Here is a 19,796-nt window from a genome sequence, read left to right as displayed (position 1 = left end):
CGGGTGCCTGAGACTCGGTGTGGCTCAGGCAGGTGGTCCTTCGTGCTTACGCTTCCGAGACAACAGCAATCCGGCGAGTTCGTCAACCTGCAGTTTTCCGGCGAGAACCGCACAGACCGCCTCGGTGATGGGCAGGTCGACGCCGTTGCGTCGCCCCAGGGCGAGGACGGCAGGAGCGGATTTCACGCCTTCGGCCGTCTGCGAGGTGTGGGCGATGACATCGTCGAGGCTCATCCCCTCACCGAGGTGGCGTCCGAAGGTGCGATTGCGCGACAGGGGCGAGGCGCAGGTGGCCACGAGGTCGCCGAGCCCGGCGAGTCCGGACAGGGTGTGCGCCTCGGCACCCATGGCCGCGGCCAGGCGAGAGGTTTCGGCGAGCCCGCGGGTGATGATCGACGCCTTGGAGTTGTCGCCGAGCTTCTGTCCGTCGGCGATGCCCACGGACAGGGCGATGATGTTCTTGATCGCACCGCCGATCTCGACGCCGACGACGTCGGTGTTCGTATACGGGCGGAAGTACGCGTTCGCGCTGATCTCTGCGACCACCTCGGCGGTGGTGATCTCGGAGGACGCGACGACGGTGGCGGTGGGCTGCCGGTCGGCGATCTCACGCGCCAGATTGGGTCCGGAGACGACGGCGATCTGGGATTCGGCGACCTCGGCGACCTCGGCGATGACCTCGGACATGCGTTTGCCGGTGTCGACCTCGATGCCCTTCATCAGGCTCACGAGCTTCACACCCTCACGCAGATGCGGCTTCCACCGGGTGAGGTTCTCCCGCAGGGTCTGGGCGGGCACGGCGAGGACGATGACCTCGGCGTCGGTGACCGCGGCGATATCGTCAGCGTTCGCACTCAGACCCTCGGGCAGGACTCGCTCGCCCAGGTAGCGCTCGTTGGTGTGCGTGGAGTTGATCTCTTCGGCGACCTCGGGACGGCGGGCCCACAGGGTGACGGGGAAGCCGGCGTCGGCGATGACCGCAGCGTAGGTGGTTCCCCACGATCCGGCTCCGAGGACGGTGATCTTGTCGACGCTCATTCGCCAGTCTCCTTAGCTGTGAAACGCTGCGGCAGTTCGCGTTCGGACAGTTCGGCCACCATCGCCGCCACGGTGTTCTTCACACGCTGGGAGAGGTCTCCCATCGTCTTCTTCTCAGCCCGGTGATCCCACAGATCCGAATAGTCGATGGCGGGGCCGAAGGCCACGACGGAGTCATGGCTGAAGGGGCGGAAGCGGACCTTCTTCTGCCCACGCGGGTAGACCGTGTCCAGTCCCCAGTGGGCGACGGGGATGATCGGGGCTCCGGTCTCCAGCGCCAGCCGGGCGGTGCCGGTCTTGAAGTGCTGGGGCCACAGCTCCGGGTCCTTCGTCAGCGTGCCCTCGGGGTAGATGACGACGGTCTGGCCGTTCGCCAGGGCGTCCTTCGCATATTCGAGGGAGTCCCCGGCCGAGGCCGAGGCGCGCAGCACCGGGATCTGCCCGATGGTCTTGAGGATCTTGCCGAGCACCCCGGTGAACAGCGTCGACTTCGCGAGGAAGTGCGGCATCCGACCGTTGCGCTTCAGCGCCAGCCCCACGAGGATCGGGTCGAGATGGTTGGCATGGTAGGCGGCGGCGATGATGCCCGTGCCGGCCGGCGGCAGGTGCTCGACTCCCCGCACGCTCATCTTCGTGGCCGTGCGCATGAGCCCGAAGGCCGCTGTGGCGGCGACGGTGCCGGCCCGGTTCTGGGACCGCACCGAGGCGGGATCGAAGGAGACGAGATCGTGGTCGTTCGCGTCCGGTTCGATGTCGGCGCTCATGCGGAGACCTCGGCACCGAGTCCGGTGAGTTTGTCGAGGAAGTTCTCGTAGCCGCGGTTGATGAGTTCGATGCCGTGGACTTCGCTCGCACCCTGGGCAGCCAATGCGGCGATGAGGTGGCTGAAGCCGCCGCGCAGATCGGGAACGTCGATGCGGGTGCCCTTGAGGTCGGTGGGTCCGGAGATCACGGCCGAGTGTTGGTAGTTCCGTCGTCCGAAGCGGCAGGGAGTGCCGCCGAGACATTCGCGGTAGAGCTGGATCTGCGCACCCATATCGCGCAGGGCGTCGGTGAAGCCGAAGCGGTTCTCATACACGGTCTCGTGGATGATCGACAGACCTTCGGCCTGAGTCATCGCGACGACCAACGGCTGCTGCCAGTCGGTCATGAAGCCGGGGTGGACGTCGGTTTCCAGCGCAAAGGATCGGAGTTTGCCGCCGGGGTGGCGGAAGCGGATGCCGTTCTCCTGCACATCGAATTCTCCGCCGATCTTGCGGAAGACGTTGAGGAACGTGATGAGCTCCGGCTGGCTGGCGCCTTCGACGAAGATGTCTCCGCCGGTGGCCAGTGCCGCCGAGGCCCAGGACGCGGTCTCGTTGCGGTCGGGCAGGGCGCGGTGGATGAACCCGCGGAGGGTGTCGACGCCTTCGATGCGCACCACGCGGTCGGTGTCGACGGTGATGATCGCGCCCATCTTCTGCAGCAGCGCGATGAGATCCATGATCTCCGGTTCGATGGCCGCGCCCCGCAGCTCGGTCACGCCTTCGGCGCGGACCGCGGTCAGCAGCACCTGTTCCGTGGCACCGACGGAGGGGTAGGGCAGTTCGACCTTGGTGCCCTGCAGGCGGCTGTGCGCCTTGAGCATGATGCCGCCGGGGGTCTTGTCGACCTCGGCTCCGAACTTGCGGAGCACATCGAGGTGGAAGTTGATGGGGCGGTCGCCGATATGGCAGCCGCCGAGGTCGGGGATGAACGCCTGACCGAGGCTGTGCAGGAGAGGTCCGCAGAAGAGGATCGGGATGCGGGAGGATCCGGCGTGGGCGTCGATGTCGACGATGGAGCCCTGAGCCACATCGGCCGGGTCGAGGTGGAGTTCGCCGTCGGGCTGGTCCCCGTCGGGGCCGGAGGTGACGCGGACTCCGTGGAGTTCAAGGAGTCCGGTGACGATCTCGACATCGCGGATGTTGGGCACGCCGCGCAGCACGGACGGGGTCTCACCGAGCAGAGAGGCCACCATCGCCTTGGGCACCAGGTTCTTGGCGCCGCGGACTCGGACGGTGCCGTCCAGCGGATTTCCCCCACGTACTTCGAGCATGTTCCTCCCTGATTCCGATGATCGGATCCGGGCGGGATGCCACCCGGAGACGGTGCCCGACGATTGCCGCGGGCACCGTCCTAGACTAACCCAGCCGACGGTATCCCACCGATTCGCCGAGGATGCCCACCGTCACGTCCGGACGTGTGACGGTGGGCATCCTCGGCGGGGTGGAAACGATACGGGTGGGCCGGCTCAGGTGAGGGTCAGACCTTGGCGGGCAGGGTCGTCGGCTTGAAGGCGAAGCGGGAGGATTCGTAGGCGACGATCTCGTCTTCCTTGGCCAGGGTGAGGCTGATGTCGTCGTGGCCTTCGAGCAGGCGCCAGCGCGTGTAGTCGTCGATCTGGAAGGACACGGTGACGGTGTCGCACGTCACGGTCTTCTCGTTCAGGTCGACGGTGATCGAGGTGCCGGGATGGTTCTCGAGGATCTTCCAGATCAGTTCGATATCGGCCTGTTCGAGCTGGGCGGCCAGCAGGCCCTCTTTGCCGGAGTTGCCGCGGAAGATATCGCCGAAGCGGGAGGACAGGACGACGCGGAAGCCATAGTCCTTGAGCGCCCAGACGGCGTGCTCGCGGGAGGAGCCGGTGCCGAAGTCGGGGCCGGCGACGAGGACGGAGCCGGATGCGAAATCGGGGTCGTTGAGGACGAAATCGTCGTTGGTCCGCCACCGGTAGAACAGGGCGTCCTCGAAGCCGGTGCGGGTGACCCGCTTGAGGAACTTCGCGGGAATGATCTGGTCGGTGTCGATATTGGATCGGCGCAGAGGAACGCCGATGCCGGTGTGGGTGGTGAAAGCTTCCATGGCTCGTCCTCCTTTGTCAGTCGTTCGCCGAGACGGGTGTCAGGTTGAGGGACAGGCGGTTGTCGGCCCATTCCACGGGTTCGGCATCCCGCGGCAGGTCGGCGACGTCGCCCGGTGAGGACAGCGTGCCGCGCACCGCGGTGGCCGCGGCCACGAGGGGTGAGACGAGGTGGGTGCGCCCGCCCTTGCCCTGGCGGCCTTCGAAGTTGCGGTTCGAGGTCGAGGCGCAGCGTTCGCCTTCGGCCAGCTGGTCCGGGTTCATCCCTAAGCACATCGAGCAGCCGGCGAAGCGCCATTCGCCGCCGAAGTCCTTGAAGATGACGTCGAGGCCCTCTTCTTCGGCCTGGAGTCGGACCTTCGCGGAGCCGGGAACGACCATGAAGCGGACGTTGTCGGCCTTCTTGCGGCCGCGGACCACCTCGGCGGCGGCCCGGAGATCTTCGATCCGGGAGTTCGTGCAGGACCCGAGGAAGACGGTGTCGACGTCGATCTCGCGCAGCGGCGTGCCCGGGGTCAGGCCCATATAGGCCAGCGCATTGGCGGCTGCGGCTTTGTCGTTCTCGTCGGTGAAGTCGTCGGGGCTGGGCACGCTCGCCGACAGCGGCAGGCCCTGGCCGGGGTTCGTTCCCCAGGTGACGAAGGGTTCGATGTCTTCGGCCTTGAGGACCACCTCGGCGTCGAATTCCGCGCCTTCGTCGGTGTAGAGGGTCTTCCAGTACTCGACGGCCGCGTCCCAGTCTTCGCCTTCGGGGGCGTGGGGACGGCCCTTGACGTATTCGAAGGTCGTCTCGTCGGGGGCGACCATTCCGGCGCGGGCGCCGGCTTCGATCGACATATTGCAGATCGTCATCCGGGCTTCCATCGACAGCTGGCGGATGGCCGAGCCGCGGTATTCGAGCACGTAGCCCTGTCCCCCGCCGGTGCCGATCTTCGCGATGATGGCGAGGATGATGTCCTTGGCGCTCGAGCCTTCGGGCAGGTCGCCGTCGACGGTGATCGACATCGTCTTGAAGGGCTTGAGGCTCAGCGTCTGCGTGGCGAGCACGTGTTCGACCTCGGAGGTGCCGATGCCGAAGGCGAGCGCTCCGAAGGCGCCGTGGGTGGAGGTGTGCGAGTCGCCGCAGACGACGGTGGTGCCCGGCTGGGTCAGACCCAGCTGCGGTCCCACGACGTGGACGATTCCCTGGTCGGCGTCGCCGAGGCTGTGCAGGCGGATGCCGAATTCCTCGGCGTTCTTGCGCAGGGTGTTGATCTGCGTGGCCGAGGTCGGTTCGGCGATCGGCTTGTCGATGTCCCACGTCGGGGTGTTGTGGTCCTCGGTGGCGATGGTGAGGTCGGGGCGGCGCACGGGGCGCCCGGCGAGTCGGAGTCCGTCGAAGGCCTGCGGGCTGGTCACCTCGTGGACGAGGTGGAGGTCGATGTAGATAAGGTCCGGCGCACCGTCAACACCTCGTGAGACGACGTGATCGGCCCAGACCTTCTCGGCCAATGTGCGTGGCATGGTTCCTCCCGCCGGTGCAGGGATCTCTGCACCCGATGTAGACCTGACGGGCCGAGGTACGGCGCGTCGATGAACTGCGATGTGCGCACTGGAGTGAGTGCGTATTCGAAATCTACTCGCCCGTATCGCAATGCGAACTTGCATCTCGCCCACTGAGACGCGCACAATGGTGCCTATGACAAGCAATGGTAGCGGCGTCGGGGTCATCGACAAGGCCGCAATGGTTCTCTCCGCACTTGAGGCCGGACCCGCCTCTCTCGCCGAATTGGTGACGCTGACCGGACTGGCACGCCCCACTGCCCACCGCCTGGCTGTTGCCCTCGAATTCCACCGCATCGTCGGTCGCGACCTGCAGGGACGTTTCGTCCTCGGGCCGCGTCTGGCCGAGCTGTCGTCGGCCGCCGGCGAGGACCGCCTGCTGGCCGCGGCCGGGCCGGTGCTCGGTCAGCTGCGCGATCAGACGGGTGAGTCCGCTCAGCTCTTCCGCCGTCAGGGCGATCTGCGCCTGTGCGTGGCCGCGGCCGAGCGCCCCGTGGGTCTGCGCGACTCCGTGCCGATCGGCGCGACGCTGTCGATGCGCGCCGGTTCTGCGGCTCAGGTGCTGCTGGCCTGGGAGGAGCCGGACCGCCTGCACACGGGTCTGCGCGGCGCCCGGTTCTCCGCGACCATGCTCTCCGGGGTCCGCCGCCGAGGCTGGGCCCAGTCCATCGCCGAACGCGAACGGGGGGTCGCCTCGGTGTCGGCTCCCGTGCGCGGGCCGAGCAATCGGGTGGTCGCGGCCGTCTCGATCTCCGGGCCGGTCGACCGGCTCACCCGCCAGCCCGGTCGCCTGCACGCGAAGTCGGTCATCGACGCCGCGCGTGCGCTGACCGAGGCACTCGTGCGCGGCTGAGTCCGCCCCTGCCCCCATCGCACCTCGCCCAGCGGCGAACGATCTGACTGCGGGCCCGGAGGATCATCCCTCCGGGCCCGCGGTCGTGCCTCGTCCTTGAAGTCGGCCCGACCTCCGGGCTTGTACTATGGCCCCATGATCGCCGCTCAGAGACGCAACATCATCGTCGATACGATCGAGAGAGACGGCGCCGTCTCCATCACCTCCCTGTCGGAGAAGCTCGATACCTCGGCCGTGACCATCCGACGTGACCTCGATCAGCTCGCCGAGGAGGGCAGGCTCATCCGCACCCATGGCGGCGCCGTTCTCGCCTCGAGCGCGCGGGAGTCGAGCTATGCGGAGAAGCTCGAGCAGGCTCTGGCCGAGAAGACGGCGATCGCGCGTGCTGCAGCGACCCAGGTGCGCAACGGAGATGTCGTGGCGCTGGGGCCGGGAACGACGACAGAGCTGTTGGCCAAGGAGCTCGTGACGCGTTCGGGTCTGCGCGTGGTGACGAATTCGCTGCTCGTCGCCGAGGCCATGGTCTCCTCCCCCGACAACGAGGTCATCGTCGTCGGCGGTCTGCTGCGCCATTCGATCCGGGCCTTCGTCGGCGGCGGCACGGTGTCTCAGCTGCTCGGCCTGCGCGCCGACACCGTCTTCCTCTCCGGGAACGGACTGGCCGCGGACTTCGGCCTGTCGACACCGGCGTTCCCCGTCGCCGATACGGATCGGGCCATGGCCGCCGGGGCAGGGCGCGTCACTGCACTCGTCGATCACACGAAGGTCGGCCTCCGCTCGTCGGTGCTCACTGTTCCGACCGAGCAGATCCAGCAGCTCATCACCGATTCGAAGAGCGAAGAATCCGAACTCACCGCCCTGCGCGAGGCGGGGGTTGAGGTCGAGGTCGTCTGAGATATCGATCTGCTGACATTCTCCGTCACTACATCTCTACTTCTTGATAGTTTTATTGTGATTCTGATAACTTTTGATCAGTCACGGCAATGGGGCCGTACCGACAGAAGAGGCACCAATGAAAATCAGAGAATCGCATTCGGTCTTCCGCTCCACAGCAATTCGAGTGTGTGCCATCGCTGCAGCCGGTGGGCTGCTGCTGTCCGGCTGCACCAACGAAGGCAGCGACCCCGAAGCTTCAGGAGGCAGCGGAGGCGAAGCCGCTCAGGCCGCTGACAGTGCCGGATCATCGGGTCCGACCTGCACGATGGACGATTACGGCGTCGACAAAGTCGACATCAAAGGTGCGAAGGTCGGCTTCTCCCAGTCCGAGCCGGATTCCGCGAGCTTCCGCGCTGCAGAAACCAAATCTCTCAAGGACGCGGCCAAGGACGCCGGTGCCGACCTCGTCGTCACAAACGCCAACAACGAACTGCCCAAACAGATCAGCGATATCGAGAACCTCCTCAGCCAGGACGTCGACATGCTCGTCATCGCCCCGGTCAATTCCGACGGACTCGACTCGGCTCTCAATGCAGCCAAGAAGAAGAAGGTCCCGGTCGTGACCATCGACCGGAAGGTCACCAACAAGTCCTGCGACGACTATCTCACCTTCATCGGTTCGGACTTCGTCAAGCAGGGCGAGCGCGCGGCGGATGCCCTGGCCGAGGCCACCGATTGCAAGGCGAAGGTCGCAGTGCTGTTGGGGCCCTCGGGCAACAACGTCACCGACGGCCGGCAGAAGGGCTTCAAGGATCAGGTGAAGGCCGAGTACCCGGACATCGAGATCGTCGCCGAACAGACGGCCAATGCTTCCCGTTCCGAAGGTCAGGAGGTCACGGCTCAGCTGCTGCAGTCGAACCCGGAGATCGACGCTGTCTATGCATTCAACGATGAAGAGGGCCTCGGCGCGATGGCCGCCATCCAGGAAGCGGGCAAGGAACCGGGCAAAGACGTGAAGATCGTGTCGATCGACGGGACGAAGAATGCTGTCGATGCCATCGTCGCCGGCAAGTACAACGCAGTGATCGAATCCAATCCGCGCTTCGGACCGCTGGTCTTCGACACCTTGAGCAAGTTCTACTCCGGTGAGGAGATCCCGGAGGACATCATCATCAAGGACGGCGAGTACACACCCGACAACGCCGAAGAACAGGCCGGTCAGGCGTTCTGACGTGACCGACACATCCCAACAGGGCCCGGCGCAGCCTCACGAGGAGGCTGCGCCGGCGCTGGCCGCCAGAGGACTGAACAAATCCTTCTCCGGTGTCCATGTCCTCCACGACGTCGACTTCTCCCTGCGTCCCGGAACGATCCACACCGTCGTCGGCGAGAACGGGGCCGGGAAGTCCACTCTCATCAAATCGCTGACCGGGGTCTATCAGGCCGAGACCGGTTGCATCGAGCTTGCCGGCAGCGAGGTCCGGTTCAACCATCCGTCCCAGGCGCAGGACGCCGGAATCTCCACGGTCTACCAAGAGGTGAACCTCGTCCCGCTCCTGTCGGTGGCCCGCAATATCTTCCTCGGCCGCGAGCCGCGGGGACGCCTCGGCCTCATCGACGTACGCGCACTCAACAGGAAGGCCGCCGAGGTGGTCCAGGATCTCGGCATCGATGTGGACGTGACTGCGGAGCTCGGAGCCTTGGGCCTCGGCGTCCAGCAGATGATCGCACTGGCCCGCGCGGTGACGACCGAGGCACGCGTCGTCATCATGGATGAACCGACTTCGTCTTTGGAACGCCGCGAGGTCGAAGTGCTGTTCTCCGTGGCCCGCCGGCTCCGTGACCAGGGAGTCGGCATCGTCTTCATCTCACACCGACTCGATGAGCTGTGGGAACTCTGCGATGAGGTGACGATCCTGCGCGACGGTCGCGTCGTCCATACCGGTCCGATGCACGAACTCGACCGCCGGTCCCTGATCTCGGCAATGCTCGGTCGTGACATCACCGAACACGGCGTCACCTCATTCACCGATACCGATGTTTCCGAAACGACCGCCGAGGTGGTGCTCGAGGCGAAGGATCTCAGCGCGCCCGGCCGTCTGCAGTCCGTTGACGTGTCCGTCCGGGCAGGCGAGATCGTCGGCTTGGCCGGTCTCCTCGGGTCAGGTCGCAGCGAGACCGTCAAAGCGATCTACGGCGGATTGGATACGAGCTCAGGCCAGATCACAGTCAAGGGCGGACCGGTCCGACGGGGTTCCGTCCCCGCTGCACTGAGAGCAGGAATCGCACTGCTGTCCGAGGATCGGAAGGCCGAGGGCATCGTCCCCGAGCTCAGTGTCCGCGACAACATCATCCTCGGCATCCTGCCGCGGGTCTCGAACGCAGGCGTGCTGTCGAACCGCCGAATCGATGAACTCGTCGATCGCTGGATTCACCGTCTGGGCATCAAGGTCTCGTCATCCCGACAGCTCATCTCCGAACTCTCCGGGGGAAATCAGCAGAAAGTGCTCATCGCCCGATGGCTGTGCACCGAGCCTTCGGTCTTCCTCCTCGACGAACCGACTCGCGGCATCGACGTCGGAGCCAAACAGGAGGTGCAGGCCCTCATCGACGAACTGGCGGAGAAGGGAATGGCCGTCGTCCTGATCTCCTCGGAGACCGAGGAGCTCGTTGCCGGCTCGGACTCGATCCTCGTGCTGCGCGACGGAGAGGTCAGCGAGATCCTCACTGACGACCAGGTGGACAACTCTCGACTCCTGTCGGCCCTCGTCGACGGAGGACAGCGATGAAGGCCTCGCCCACCACCGCCTCGGTGCCGGTGAAGCGCTCGATGTCCGTGCGAGCGTGGATCGCGAACTACGGGGTCTATGTCGCCCTGGCACTGCTGGTGGTCATCAACGCGATCATCACTCCGCATTTTCTCACTGTCGCAAACCTGCGCCTGCAGCTCATCCAGACCGCTCCCGTCCTCATCGTGGCACTCGGCATGGCCATGGTCATCGGCACCAAGGGCATCGACCTGTCGGTCGGCAGCGTGATGGCGCTGTCGGCGGCGATCATGCCGCTGTACATCGGCTACGGGACCGTTCCGGCGATCCTCGTCGGGATCGCTGCAGGTGGCCTCTCGGGACTGATGATCGGTGCTCTCGTCTCGTACTTCGGCATCCAACCCATCGTCGCGACCTTGGCCGTGCTCATCGGCGGGCGCGGTCTCGCGAACGTCATCGGCGGTGAGATCAAAAACCTCTCCGACCCCGGACTGGCCGTGCTCGGCTCCGGCTCTCTGCTCGGCATCCCGTATTCGGTTCTCAGCGCCGTCATCCTCGTCCTTGTTGCGGCGTTCCTCATGCGCCGCACCACCTTCGGGGTCATGGTCGAGGCCATCGGCGGCAATAAGAAGGCCGCCGAACTCGCCGGGATCCGCATCAAGTCCGTGCTGGTCAGCGTCTATGTCCTCTCCGGTCTGCTCGCAGCGTTCGCCGGAGTCCTCGTGGCCGCCCGCTCGTCGGCCAGCGACCCACGCACCCTCGGCCTGCTCATGGAACTGTCGGCCATCGCCGCCGTCGTCATCGGCGGAACCTCACTGGCCGGCGGCAAGGTGCGCATCCTCGGCACTGTCGGCGGTGCGCTGCTCATGCAGCTCATCGTGTCCACTCTCGTCTCCCACAACATTCCGGACTCCGTGTCCCAGATGGTTCAGGCAATCGTCATCGTCGTCGCTGTCGCCCTCCAGGTCGGAAGGAGAAAGACATGAGCACCACCTCCACCACCGAGGCGGGACTCGCCGATGCGGGCAGGCGAACACGAGTCGAGAAGCTGGCTCGGCTGACTCAGCGCAACGGTGCGCTGGTGATTCTGCTCTGCCTCATCGTCGTCTCTGCCTTCGCCTTTCCGACGTTCGCTTCTGCGGGCAATCTCAGCCAGATCGCTCTGCAGGCCGCATTCCTCGCGCCCCTGGCCCTGGGGCTGACGTTCGTCATCTTCACCGGGGGCATCGACCTGTCGGTCGGGTCGGTCTTCGCCCTCGGCGGAGTGCTCGCAGCGTGGGCATCTCAATACGGATTCCTCGCTGCCCTCCTCGTCCCGCTCATCGTGTGCACCTTAATCGGTCTCGTGCAGGGAGCGATCGTCGCGTTCACGTCGATCCCGTCGTTCATCGTCACCCTCGCCGGTCTGCTCTTCGCCCGCGGTCTGCTCTTGGCACTGACCGAAGAAGGGTCGGAGACCTACAAGGTACCCGCTGATTCCGCCTTCCTCGAGCTCAGCCGCGGATCCTTTCTGGGTCTCGGATTCCCGGTGTGGATCGTCATCGTCCTCTTCGCGATCGGCGTCCTCGTGCTCCACCGCACCTCCTACGGTTCGACCCTGCTGGCGATCGGCGGTCAACCCGATGCCGCCCGCCTCATGGGTCTGCCGGTGCTGCGGTCGACCCTCATCGTCTTCGCTGTGTCAGGGACCATGGCCGGGCTGGCCGGAGCGCTCACCGCGTCCTATACCGCGTCGGGAGTGACCACTCTCGGTGTCGGTCTCGAGCTCACGGCGATCGCCGCCGTTGTCCTCGGCGGCACTCTGCTCACAGGAGGAGCGGGAACTGTCGTCGGATCCCTGGTCGGAGTCGTGCTGCTGCAGGTGGTGGCCAACCTCATCAACCGCATGGGACTGACGAATTCGAACTGGCAGGCCGTGGTCAACGGCGCCGTGCTGCTCGTCGTCGCCGTTGCTCAGGTGCTGCTGTCCAGAGTTCAGGCCCAAGAACGGCAGAGACGCCGAGGCGGCGAGGCCGACGCGCCGAAACCGACCTGACTCCGACAGGGGCGCTCACAGGCTCGCAGAAGTGCGCACAAGCGCGCGTGCAGGCGGTCTGCGCACGGCTCCGGCGCAAACGATCAAAACTGTTCAGGTTCGATCACTAGCGATCAGGCTCACAATCCTCTAAAGTGTCCACTCGGGTGTCATACACCACACGCAGCCATGCACTGACGCATTACGAAGCGATGCACTGACGCATATGGAGGAACCTTGGAAGCAATCCGCTTGGACGCACAGTGGATCGACTATCTGCTGATAGCGATCTACTTCATCTTCGTCCTCGGCATCGGCTGGTTCGCCAAGCGCGGGATCTCCTCGAGCATCGAGTTCCTCCTCTCCGGACGGAGCCTGCCTGCTTGGGTCACGGCCCTCGCGTTCGTCTCGGCCAACCTCGGCGCCGTGGAGATCATGGGCATGTCCGCCACGGGCGCCCAGTACGGCATGCCGACGATGCACTACTTCTGGATCGGCGCGGTCCCGGCGATGCTGTTCCTCGGCGTCGTGATGATGCCCTTCTACTACGGATCGAAGGTCCGGTCGGTTCCGGAGTTCATGCGCAAGCGCTTCGGCACGGGTGCCCACCTCGTCAACGCACTGTCCTTCGCCGTCGCACAGCTGCTCATCGCCGGCGTCAACCTGTTCCTGCTCGGCACGATTGTCAATCGACTGCTCGGCTGGCCGCTGTGGATCACCCTCATCGTCGCCGCCGCCATCGTCCTGTCCTACATCACCCTCGGCGGGCTGAGCGCGGCCATCTACAACGAGGTGCTGCAGTTCTTCGTCATCGTCGCTGCCCTCCTGCCGCTCACCCTCATCGGCCTCAACCGCGTCGGCGGCTGGGACGGGCTGGTCGACCGAGTGAGCAATGACGGAATGCTCGGCGCCGAGCAGCTGAGCAGCTGGCCCGGCGAGCAGCTCTCCGGCTTCTCCAACCCCGTGCTTTCGGTCGTCGGCATCGTCTTCGGCCTCGGCTTCGTCCTCTCCTTCGGCTACTGGACGACGAACTTCGTCGAGGTCCAGCGCGCCATGGCGTCGAAGTCGATCAATGCCGCGCGCCTGACCCCGATCATCGGCGCATTCCCGAAGATGCTCATCCCCTTCATCGTCGTCGTCCCCGGCATGATCGCCGCGGTCCTCGTGCCGCAGATGACGCAGTTCAAGGAGATCTCGGCCTCCATCGACGAGGCGACCGCGCTCGAACAGACGGGCGTGACGTACAACGACGCGCTTCTGCTGCTCATGCGCGAGGTCCTGCCCAACGGTCTCCTCGGTGTGGCGATCGCCGGCCTCCTCGCCGCGTTCATGGCCGGTATGGCCGCGAACATCTCCGCGTTCAACACGGTCTTCAGCTATGACCTGTGGCAGCAGTACGTGGTCAAGGACCGCGAGGACGACTACTACCTGAAGATCGGCCGCTGGGCGACGATCGGTGCCTGTGTCGTCGCGATCTTCACGGCGCTCATCGCGGGCAACTTCTCCAACCTCATGGATTACCTGCAGACGCTGTTCGGCTTCTTCAACGCCCCGCTGTTCGCCACGTTCATCCTCGGTATGTTCTGGAAGCGGATGTCGGCGACCGCCGGTTGGGTCGGCCTCGTCGGCGGCACGCTCTCGGCCGTGTTCGTGTTCATCCTCGCCGAGACCGGAGTCCTCGATCTGCCCGGTCAGGGTGCCGCATTCCTCGCGGCCAGCACGGCGTTCGTCGTCGACATCGTTCTGTCGGTGATCGTCACCCTGTTCACCACGCCGAAGCCCGCCGCGGAGCTGCGCGGACTCGTCTACTCGGAGACCCCGAAGTCCGATTTCGAGGACCTCAGCGAACCGAAGGCGCCGTTTTGGAAGCGCCCCGTGCCCGTCGCGGGTGTCGCCCTGGTGCTCGTCATCATCCTCAACGTGACATTCGGCTGAAGGAGCCAGTGAGACCCATGAGCAAATCCAACGAACTGACCAAGACCGCAGGCGCCTTCGACGTCCGCAACTTCATCGGTGCGCTGCTGGCGATCTTCGGCGTCATCCTCACGATCGCCGGAATCGTCGGCTTCACTCCCGACGAAGCAGAGCGCACCGGCGGGGTCGATGCGAACCTGTGGACCGGAATCGGCCTCATCATCGCCGCGGCCGTCTTCCTCATCTGGGCGAAGCTGCGCCCGATCCGCATCGTCGAAACTCCCGACGACGCCGCAGGCGCGGCCGGCACCGACTGATCGCCTCAGTCTGCGTCGATCCGCTCAGAGCGCTGCCATCGCTGCAGCAACCTCGGGGATGTCGGCGGTCGGTACGACGGTCGAGGCGTTCTCGAGGGTCAGCAGCCGGGCACGTGGAATCTCCCGGGCGAGCGCCTCTCCATTGCCCACGGGGAAGAACGGGTCACGCCTGCCGTGCATGACCAGCGTCGGCACTCGCAGCTGCGGCAGGCGTTCTCGCCAGCGTGGCTGGCAGTCGAGGCGGGAGAACACCATTCCCAGTTGATCGGCCAGATGAGCTTCCGGATCTGAGTTCTGTGTCGGAACTGAGCCCTGTTCTGAATCAGAGCTCTGTGTTCGCTCCCAGATCCGCGCGGCGACTGCCCGTGCCTCTTCAGGGTCGTCGCCGAGGATCCGTGCACCTTCGGCCATATAGTCGGCCACCGAGTCGACGTCCGTCCAGTCCGGCTGCGGTCGGGAGAAGAGCGGACCCATCGTGGCCTCATCATGATCCGGCAGGTCATCGTCGACGGGACCGGGAGCGACCGGTCGGGTGCCGATGAGAGTGAGTGCCGAAAACGCCTCAGGGTGGTCGAGCGCCGCGACCTGTGCGACCATCCCGCTGATACCGATTCCTGCGAGATGAACGGGCCGACCGTCGAAGATCCGTGCGAGTTCGGCGGCATCAGCAGCAAGGTCTCGCAGGGTGTAGTCCGGTGATTCGAGGTCACCATGGCTCGAGGCCCCGGCATCCCGGAGATCGCAGCGCACAACGTGACGTCCCTGCTCTGCCAGCTGCTCGCACAGAGCATCGGGCCAGGACAGCATCGTCGGGGCACCGAGGCAGAGAACCAGCAGCGCATCCGCCTCTCCGAACTCGTCGACGCCGAGGCTCACTCCATTGACGTCGCAGATATCCATGCCGCTCCCCCGCTCCGAGTTCATCCTCGTCTGAGGTTCAAGCATGAACCGCGTTGCTTAGAGAGGTCAATGCCTGCCCGGCTCGGCCGCACCGGCGGCTCAGCCGAAACAGGTTCGGCCGAATCAGGGGCTCAGTCGAAACGGGCAGCACCCCGGCCCGCGCTGACGGCGAAGATGTCCGGCTCCCCGTAGCCGTGCTCGGCGAATGCCGAGGTGACGGCATCGCCGACCTGTTCGACCCGGTCTGCGTGGATGAGGGCGATCGCGGAACCGCCGAAGCCGCCGCCGATCATCCGCGCGCCGAGCGCCCCGGCTCCCATCGCGGCGGCCACCGCCACGTCGAGTTCGACGCACGAGACCTCGTAGTCGTGCTGCAGAGATTCGTGGGAGGCCACCAACAGGTCGCCGATGGCACTGATGCGCGCGTCATGGTCGTCGCCGGTTGCTCGTTCATTGTCCTCGAGCAGTTCGACGGTGGCGCGGACCCGGGCGTTTTCGGCGATGACATGGCGCACCCGCTTGCGCTGCTCCTCTGTCAGATCGCTCAGGTCGACGTCGTCGGCGAGTTCCCGCAGACTGTCGACTCCGAAGATCGCAGCGGATTCCTCACAGGTCCTCCGCCGGGCGCCATATCCGCTTTCGCTGTGCGAGTGAGAGACCTTCGAGTCGATGACGAGGAGTCTGAGTCCCTCGGCGTCGAGGTCGAAGGGAATCTGGCGAGCGCTGAGGTCGCGGCAGTCGAGGAAGAGCGCATGCCCGGCCTCGGTCATGATCGACGCGGCCTGGTCGACGATTCCTGTCGGTGCACCGACGAAGTCGTTCTCGGCTCGCTGAGTCAGCAGGACTTTCTCCCGGTCGTCGAGACCGAGGCCATACACCTCGTCGAGGGCGATGAGCACCGCGACTTCGAGTGCGTGCGATGAGGACAGTCCGGCACCGACGGGCACGGTGGATTCGATATAGAGGTCGACTCCGCCGACCACCGTGCCGGTGGTCTTCGCGATCTCATCGACGACTCCGGCAGGATGGCTCAGCCAACCGGGCAGGGTTCCGGGCACGAGTTCCGCGGCCGCGAACTGGCCGGACATTCTCCGGCCGGTGTCATCGCGATGGTCTGAAACGATGCGAATGCTCTCCCCACGCCGAGGCGGTTCCACAGATCCAGTGTTCCCTGCGTCATCGACCTGCTGCTCTGAGGCGTCCCCGCCTCGCCCGGCAGCGCCGTTGTCGGGTCGCCGACCGATGGCGACGTACACCGCCCGATCGATGGAGATCGGCAGGACGAAGCCGGCGTTGTAGTCGGTGTGTTCGCCGATGAAGTTCACCCTGCCTGGAGCACGGAAGGAACCGATCGGACGGTATCCGAACAGGGACTCGAACTCCTCGGCGAGGTGTCCGGGGGTCGGTGTGGATACGGCCTCGGGGGTCTCTGTGGTCATGAACGATCGTCTTCCGGGTCGAGTGCCGAAGCCGTGCTCGCGTTCGCGCTCACGGGTACGGCTGCCCCGGCGAGGGGTTCCAGGGCCACGGCACGCAGTCTGGCTGCGGTCTCCTCGGCGGAGACGTCGCCGACGAAGGCACCCATGGCGGCCTCCGAACCGGCGAGGAACTTCAGCTTGTTCTCCGCTCTGCGGGGGCTCGTGATCTCGAGGTGGAGCCAGTCGGCCCGGCGGTCGGCACTGTTGACCGGTGCCTGGTGCCAGGCCGCGATATACGGGGTGGGACTCGGGTAGAGGCCGTCGATGCGGCGCAGCACCTCCGGATAGACGCGGGCCAGGTCGTCGCGTTCGGTCTCGTCGAGCTCGTCGACGCTTCCCACCTGGCGGTGCGGAACGAGGTGGACCTCGATCGGCCAGCGGGCCGCGAAGGGCACGAAAGCGGAGAAGTGATCGGTCTCAAGAATCATTCGCTCTCCTGCCTCGCGTTCGAAGGCGAGCACATCGCCGAGCAGCGGCCGACCGGTCCGGCGCAGGTGTTCATGCGCCCGGGCCGAGGTGATCGCGGTGTGCGGGGAGACATAGGGGTAAGCATAGATCTGACCGTGCGGGTGGTTCATCGTCACCCCGATCTCCTCCCCGCGGTTCTCGAACATGAAGACTTGTTCGATGCCCGGCAGGGCAGAGAGTTCGGCGGTCCGATTGGCCCAGGCGTCGATGACGGTGCGGGCGCGTGCGGTGCCGAGGCATGCGAAGGAGCCGGTGTGCTCCGAGGAGAAGACGACGACTTCGCAGCGGCCGTATCCCGGTCCCGACAGCGCGGAGGTCACGGTTTCGGCGGAGTCGGAGGCCGCCTCGGCGAAGGTGGTGTCCACGCTCTGCGCGGACGGAACATCACCGAGGCCGGGGCCGAGGGAGGGGAAGCGGTTCTCGAAGACGGCGACGTCGAAGTCCACTGCCGGGATCTCTGTGGGACGGTCCGTCGTCGACGGGCACAGCGGGCACTCGGCGGCGGCGGGCAGGTGGGTGCGGGTCTGTCGGTGGGTGGCCACGGCGACCCATTCGCCGGTGAGGACGTCGAAGCGCAGGGTTCCGCTGTCGGGGCGCGAATCGTGTGGCCGGGGGTCGGCGGCGATCGTCGGTGCAGGTGAGTCGGGGTCCTGGAAGAACAGGATCTCACGACCATCGGACAGGTTCGCCCGGCGATGCGACGCTGGCATCTGACCTCCCAAAAGTTATCATTTTCGATCATAATGCTAACATCCGGCGGCCAAGATGCGCGTGGACGGAGTAGAATATCTGCAACTGTTCTTCCCGCGCTCGAGCACCCTGGAGACCCATGACCGCCACCATCGAACTCGCTTGTGACGAGTCAGCGGCGGTCATCTCCCCCATCGGCGCGAGCCTGGTTCGCTTCGGCGTCGGCGATCGTCCGGTCGTGGTGCCGATGAACGCGTTCGACGGAGCCGTGCTCGCGCCATGGCCGAATCGAATCGATGGGGGTCGTTACGACTTCGCCGGAGACAGCCACCGGCTGCCGATCACCGAGCCCGAGCGGGGTACTGCCTTGCACGGCCTCGTCGCCGATGTGCCGTGGTCCGTGGTCGAGCGCACCGAGTCGGCGGTCAGTCTCGCATTCACGCTGGAGCCGACCGAGGGATATCCGTTCGCGTTCGATCTGCAGGTGGATTTCGAACTCGCCGAGGCGGAGCTGCGCATGCGTGCACGTGCCCTGAACTCGGGGTCGGCTCCCGCACCGTTCGGTTTCGGATTTCATCCGTGGCTCTCCCCGGGCACGGCCCCACCGGGTACAACCGACCCTGTTGACGATGCCCTCGTCGATGAGGCTCAGCTCGTCATTCCCGCTGAGCACTGGTACGAGACCGATGACCGACTCATCCCCACGGCTGTTCGCCCCTTCGATGACGGCACTGCCGTCCCGGCCGATCACGCCTCCGATGATTCGGCATGCATGGTGTGCAAGGACTTCCGGGCGCTGCGCCTCATCGGCGGCACGATCCTCGATGATGCGTACGGCTCACCTCGGCGCGGTGACGACGGATGGTCGCGGGCACGGCTGAAGGGTGCAGATCTGCGCGAGGTCGTCGTCGGGATGGGGCCGGGGTTCCGCACCTGGCAGGCGTGTACGGGCGACGGCCTCGATGAGGATCTGGCACGTCGGGCGATTGCGATCGAGCCGATGACATGTCCCCCGAACGCGTTCACTGCGGGCGAAGCAGGCGAGGACTTCGACGTCGTCGCCCCGGGTGACGAGCTTGTCGTCGAGTGGAGCATCGCTCTGACCGGGGCAGACGATACTTCGTGCTTCCTTCCGAAATGACAGTCGCCCTGCCGCGAGAAGGCGCATCCTGATAGGTTGCGACTACAGGCAGATATCAGGCGAGCGTGCCCTGTCCTGGGTGCGTTCCTTTCTCGAGAGGGACACCATGTCGACACCGCAGAACCCGAACGACCCGAACAGCAGCTCGGCTGAGCAGAACCTCGACGGCCAGAACCCCGGACCGGGAGACCAGCCGGAGAGTGCTCAATCCGCCTCGGACCAGTCGGCGCAGAGTCCCCAGAACTCCCAGTTCCAGCCCGGCCAGGATGCTCAGGCATCGCAGCACGGCCAGGACGCACAGTTCCGGCCCGAGCAGCCCACCTATCAGCAGGGCACCTATGATCCCCATGCCAACCAGGCACAGGGGCAGCCGTACCAGCAGGGCGGATATTCGCAGCCCGGCGCTTATCAGCAGGATCCTTATCAGCAGCACGCATACTCGCAAGGAGCGGCACAGCAACAGGCGTACGGCCAGCCCTCCTACGGTCAGCCTGGGTATGGTCAGGCTCCGCAGTCGGCGCCTCAGCAGGCTGGGTTCTTCAAGTCGCTGTTCGATATCCGCTTCGACAACTTCATCGCGGTGAAGTGGGCGGGCTTCATCTACATCATCGCGATCGTGGTCGCGGTCCTGTCCTATCTCGGGACTATCGTCGCCGGCATCACCACGGGAATCGCCGCAGGTTCGGCGTCGAGCTACCTCAGCGGTGGACCGAGCTTCAGCGTGCTGCCGCTGATCCTGTCGATCATCTTCGGCTGGATCATCCCGGCCCTGTGGGTCATCGGCGTGCGTCTCGTGCTCGAGCTCATCGTCTCCAATATCAAGACTGCCGAACATACGAAGCGCATCGCCGATTCAGTCGGCCGCTGACTCACTGCGCCCTATATTTCTGGTGCAGGAGCGGCTTCAATGTGCAGA

Annotated in this window: 18 protein-coding genes; 10 read left to right on the top strand and 8 right to left on the bottom strand. The window is 65.5% G+C overall.

The features are described from left to right. Positions 1-24: 24 nt before the first annotated feature. From HIM68_RS08265 to leuC, 5 genes are all read right to left on the bottom strand, one after another. Positions 25-1,038, bottom strand: a complete 1,014-nt coding sequence (locus HIM68_RS08265; RefSeq protein ID WP_172171259.1) for an NAD(P)H-dependent glycerol-3-phosphate dehydrogenase — start codon at positions 1,036-1,038, stop codon at positions 25-27. Next, positions 1,035-1,802, bottom strand: a complete 768-nt coding sequence (locus tag HIM68_RS08260) for a 1-acyl-sn-glycerol-3-phosphate acyltransferase (protein ID WP_139468834.1) — start codon at positions 1,800-1,802, stop codon at positions 1,035-1,037. The genes HIM68_RS08265 and HIM68_RS08260 overlap by 4 nt, the downstream gene beginning before the upstream one ends. Then, the gene (gene murA, locus HIM68_RS08255; RefSeq protein ID WP_139468835.1) at positions 1,799-3,115 is read right to left on the bottom strand and encodes a UDP-N-acetylglucosamine 1-carboxyvinyltransferase; all 1,317 of its coding nucleotides are present in this window, start codon (positions 3,113-3,115) and stop codon (positions 1,799-1,801) included. Before murA ends, HIM68_RS08260 begins: the two co-directional genes overlap by 4 nt. A 206-nt stretch (positions 3,116-3,321) precedes the next feature. Continuing rightward, on the bottom strand, positions 3,322-3,921 hold the full coding sequence (gene leuD / locus HIM68_RS08250; RefSeq protein ID WP_139908461.1) for a 3-isopropylmalate dehydratase small subunit: 600 nt from the start codon (positions 3,919-3,921) through the stop codon (positions 3,322-3,324). A gap of 16 nt (positions 3,922-3,937) precedes the next feature. After that, the gene (leuC, locus tag HIM68_RS08245) at positions 3,938-5,422 is read right to left on the bottom strand and encodes a 3-isopropylmalate dehydratase large subunit (protein ID WP_139468837.1); all 1,485 of its coding nucleotides are present in this window, start codon (positions 5,420-5,422) and stop codon (positions 3,938-3,940) included. Positions 5,423-5,597: 175 nt separating this feature from the next. On the opposite strand from leuC, the gene HIM68_RS08240 reads away from it, so the two are divergent. From HIM68_RS08240 to HIM68_RS08205, 8 genes are all read left to right on the top strand, one after another. Further along, positions 5,598-6,314 carry an IclR family transcriptional regulator gene (locus HIM68_RS08240; RefSeq protein WP_025777351.1) on the top strand — a complete coding sequence of 239 codons (717 nt, stop codon included), beginning with the start codon at positions 5,598-5,600 and terminating at the stop codon, positions 6,312-6,314. A gap of 135 nt (positions 6,315-6,449) precedes the next feature. Next, positions 6,450-7,208, top strand: a complete 759-nt coding sequence (locus HIM68_RS08235) for a DeoR/GlpR family DNA-binding transcription regulator (protein WP_172171257.1) — start codon at positions 6,450-6,452, stop codon at positions 7,206-7,208. A 118-nt stretch (positions 7,209-7,326) separates the two neighbouring features. Further along, positions 7,327-8,421, top strand: coding sequence for an ABC transporter substrate-binding protein (locus HIM68_RS08230; protein ID WP_172171255.1), 1,095 nt, complete (start codon positions 7,327-7,329; stop codon positions 8,419-8,421). Position 8,422: 1 nt separating this feature from the next. Then, positions 8,423-9,979: a sugar ABC transporter ATP-binding protein gene (locus tag HIM68_RS08225; RefSeq protein WP_172171253.1), complete on the top strand. Its 1,557-nt coding sequence runs from the start codon at positions 8,423-8,425 to the stop codon at positions 9,977-9,979. Beyond that, a complete protein-coding gene (locus HIM68_RS08220) occupies positions 9,976-10,944 on the top strand; it encodes an ABC transporter permease (protein ID WP_172171251.1) in 969 nt (322 codons plus the stop codon). The genes HIM68_RS08225 and HIM68_RS08220 overlap by 4 nt, the downstream gene beginning before the upstream one ends. After that, complete coding sequence (locus tag HIM68_RS08215) at positions 10,941-11,993, top strand: ABC transporter permease (RefSeq protein WP_172171249.1); 1,053 nt, start codon at positions 10,941-10,943, stop codon at positions 11,991-11,993. Before HIM68_RS08220 ends, HIM68_RS08215 begins: the two co-directional genes overlap by 4 nt. Before the next feature lie 216 nt (positions 11,994-12,209). Continuing rightward, the gene (locus tag HIM68_RS08210; RefSeq protein ID WP_139468839.1) at positions 12,210-13,907 is read left to right on the top strand and encodes a sodium:solute symporter family protein; all 1,698 of its coding nucleotides are present in this window, start codon (positions 12,210-12,212) and stop codon (positions 13,905-13,907) included. Between the two features lie 17 nt (positions 13,908-13,924). Further along, positions 13,925-14,203 (top strand): hypothetical protein, encoded by a 279-nt coding sequence (locus tag HIM68_RS08205; protein ID WP_139468840.1) that lies wholly within the window; start codon positions 13,925-13,927, stop codon positions 14,201-14,203. 24 nt (positions 14,204-14,227) lie between these two features. Here HIM68_RS08205 and HIM68_RS08200 read toward each other — a convergent pair whose 3' ends face one another. The 3 genes from HIM68_RS08200 to galT form a co-directional block, all read right to left on the bottom strand. Continuing rightward, the gene (locus tag HIM68_RS08200) at positions 14,228-15,103 is read right to left on the bottom strand and encodes an alpha/beta fold hydrolase (protein WP_172171247.1); all 876 of its coding nucleotides are present in this window, start codon (positions 15,101-15,103) and stop codon (positions 14,228-14,230) included. A gap of 131 nt (positions 15,104-15,234) precedes the next feature. Then, on the bottom strand, positions 15,235-16,542 hold the full coding sequence (gene galK / locus HIM68_RS08195) for a galactokinase (RefSeq protein WP_172171245.1): 1,308 nt from the start codon (positions 16,540-16,542) through the stop codon (positions 15,235-15,237). Further along, a complete protein-coding gene (galT, locus tag HIM68_RS08190) occupies positions 16,539-17,759 on the bottom strand; it encodes a galactose-1-phosphate uridylyltransferase (RefSeq protein ID WP_172171243.1) in 1,221 nt (406 codons plus the stop codon). The genes galK and galT overlap by 4 nt, the downstream gene beginning before the upstream one ends. 119 nt (positions 17,760-17,878) lie before the next feature. Between galT and HIM68_RS08185 the strand changes: the two genes are divergently transcribed. Beyond that, on the top strand, positions 17,879-18,880 hold the full coding sequence (locus tag HIM68_RS08185) for an aldose 1-epimerase family protein (RefSeq protein WP_172171241.1): 1,002 nt from the start codon (positions 17,879-17,881) through the stop codon (positions 18,878-18,880). Positions 18,881-18,986: 106 nt separating this feature from the next. After that, positions 18,987-19,748 (top strand): DUF4282 domain-containing protein, encoded by a 762-nt coding sequence (locus HIM68_RS19180; protein ID WP_172171239.1) that lies wholly within the window; start codon positions 18,987-18,989, stop codon positions 19,746-19,748. Positions 19,749-19,796 lie beyond the last annotated feature (48 nt).

Source organism: Brevibacterium sp. CT2-23B (assembly GCF_013168765.1).
Classification (GTDB): Bacteria; Actinomycetota; Actinomycetes; order Actinomycetales; family Brevibacteriaceae; genus Brevibacterium; species Brevibacterium sediminis.
The sequence above is the reverse complement of the archived record's forward strand: the minus strand, read 5'-3'. Positions and strand labels throughout refer to the sequence as shown.

What these genes read in the sequence shown, in the direction of transcription:
- galT (WP_172171243.1), bottom strand. Translation starts at nt 17,759, where the DNA reads ATGCCAGCGTCGCATCGCCGGGCGAACCTGTCCGATGGTCGTGAGATC.
- HIM68_RS08215 (WP_172171249.1), top strand. Translation starts at nt 10,941, where the DNA reads ATGAGCACCACCTCCACCACCGAGGCGGGACTCGCCGATGCGGGCAGG.
- HIM68_RS08265 (WP_172171259.1), bottom strand. Translation starts at nt 1,038, where the DNA reads ATGAGCGTCGACAAGATCACCGTCCTCGGAGCCGGATCGTGGGGAACC.
- murA (WP_139468835.1), bottom strand. Translation starts at nt 3,115, where the DNA reads ATGCTCGAAGTACGTGGGGGAAATCCGCTGGACGGCACCGTCCGAGTC.
- HIM68_RS19180 (WP_172171239.1), top strand. Translation starts at nt 18,987, where the DNA reads ATGTCGACACCGCAGAACCCGAACGACCCGAACAGCAGCTCGGCTGAG.
- HIM68_RS08205 (WP_139468840.1), top strand. Translation starts at nt 13,925, where the DNA reads ATGAGCAAATCCAACGAACTGACCAAGACCGCAGGCGCCTTCGACGTC.
- leuD (WP_139908461.1), bottom strand. Translation starts at nt 3,921, where the DNA reads ATGGAAGCTTTCACCACCCACACCGGCATCGGCGTTCCTCTGCGCCGA.
- HIM68_RS08185 (WP_172171241.1), top strand. Translation starts at nt 17,879, where the DNA reads ATGACCGCCACCATCGAACTCGCTTGTGACGAGTCAGCGGCGGTCATC.
- leuC (WP_139468837.1), bottom strand. Translation starts at nt 5,422, where the DNA reads ATGCCACGCACATTGGCCGAGAAGGTCTGGGCCGATCACGTCGTCTCA.
- galK (WP_172171245.1), bottom strand. Translation starts at nt 16,542, where the DNA reads ATGACCACAGAGACCCCCGAGGCCGTATCCACACCGACCCCCGGACAC.
- HIM68_RS08240 (WP_025777351.1), top strand. Translation starts at nt 5,598, where the DNA reads ATGACAAGCAATGGTAGCGGCGTCGGGGTCATCGACAAGGCCGCAATG.
- HIM68_RS08260 (WP_139468834.1), bottom strand. Translation starts at nt 1,802, where the DNA reads ATGAGCGCCGACATCGAACCGGACGCGAACGACCACGATCTCGTCTCC.
- HIM68_RS08200 (WP_172171247.1), bottom strand. Translation starts at nt 15,103, where the DNA reads ATGGATATCTGCGACGTCAATGGAGTGAGCCTCGGCGTCGACGAGTTC.
- HIM68_RS08230 (WP_172171255.1), top strand. Translation starts at nt 7,327, where the DNA reads ATGAAAATCAGAGAATCGCATTCGGTCTTCCGCTCCACAGCAATTCGA.
- HIM68_RS08220 (WP_172171251.1), top strand. Translation starts at nt 9,976, where the DNA reads ATGAAGGCCTCGCCCACCACCGCCTCGGTGCCGGTGAAGCGCTCGATG.
- HIM68_RS08235 (WP_172171257.1), top strand. Translation starts at nt 6,450, where the DNA reads ATGATCGCCGCTCAGAGACGCAACATCATCGTCGATACGATCGAGAGA.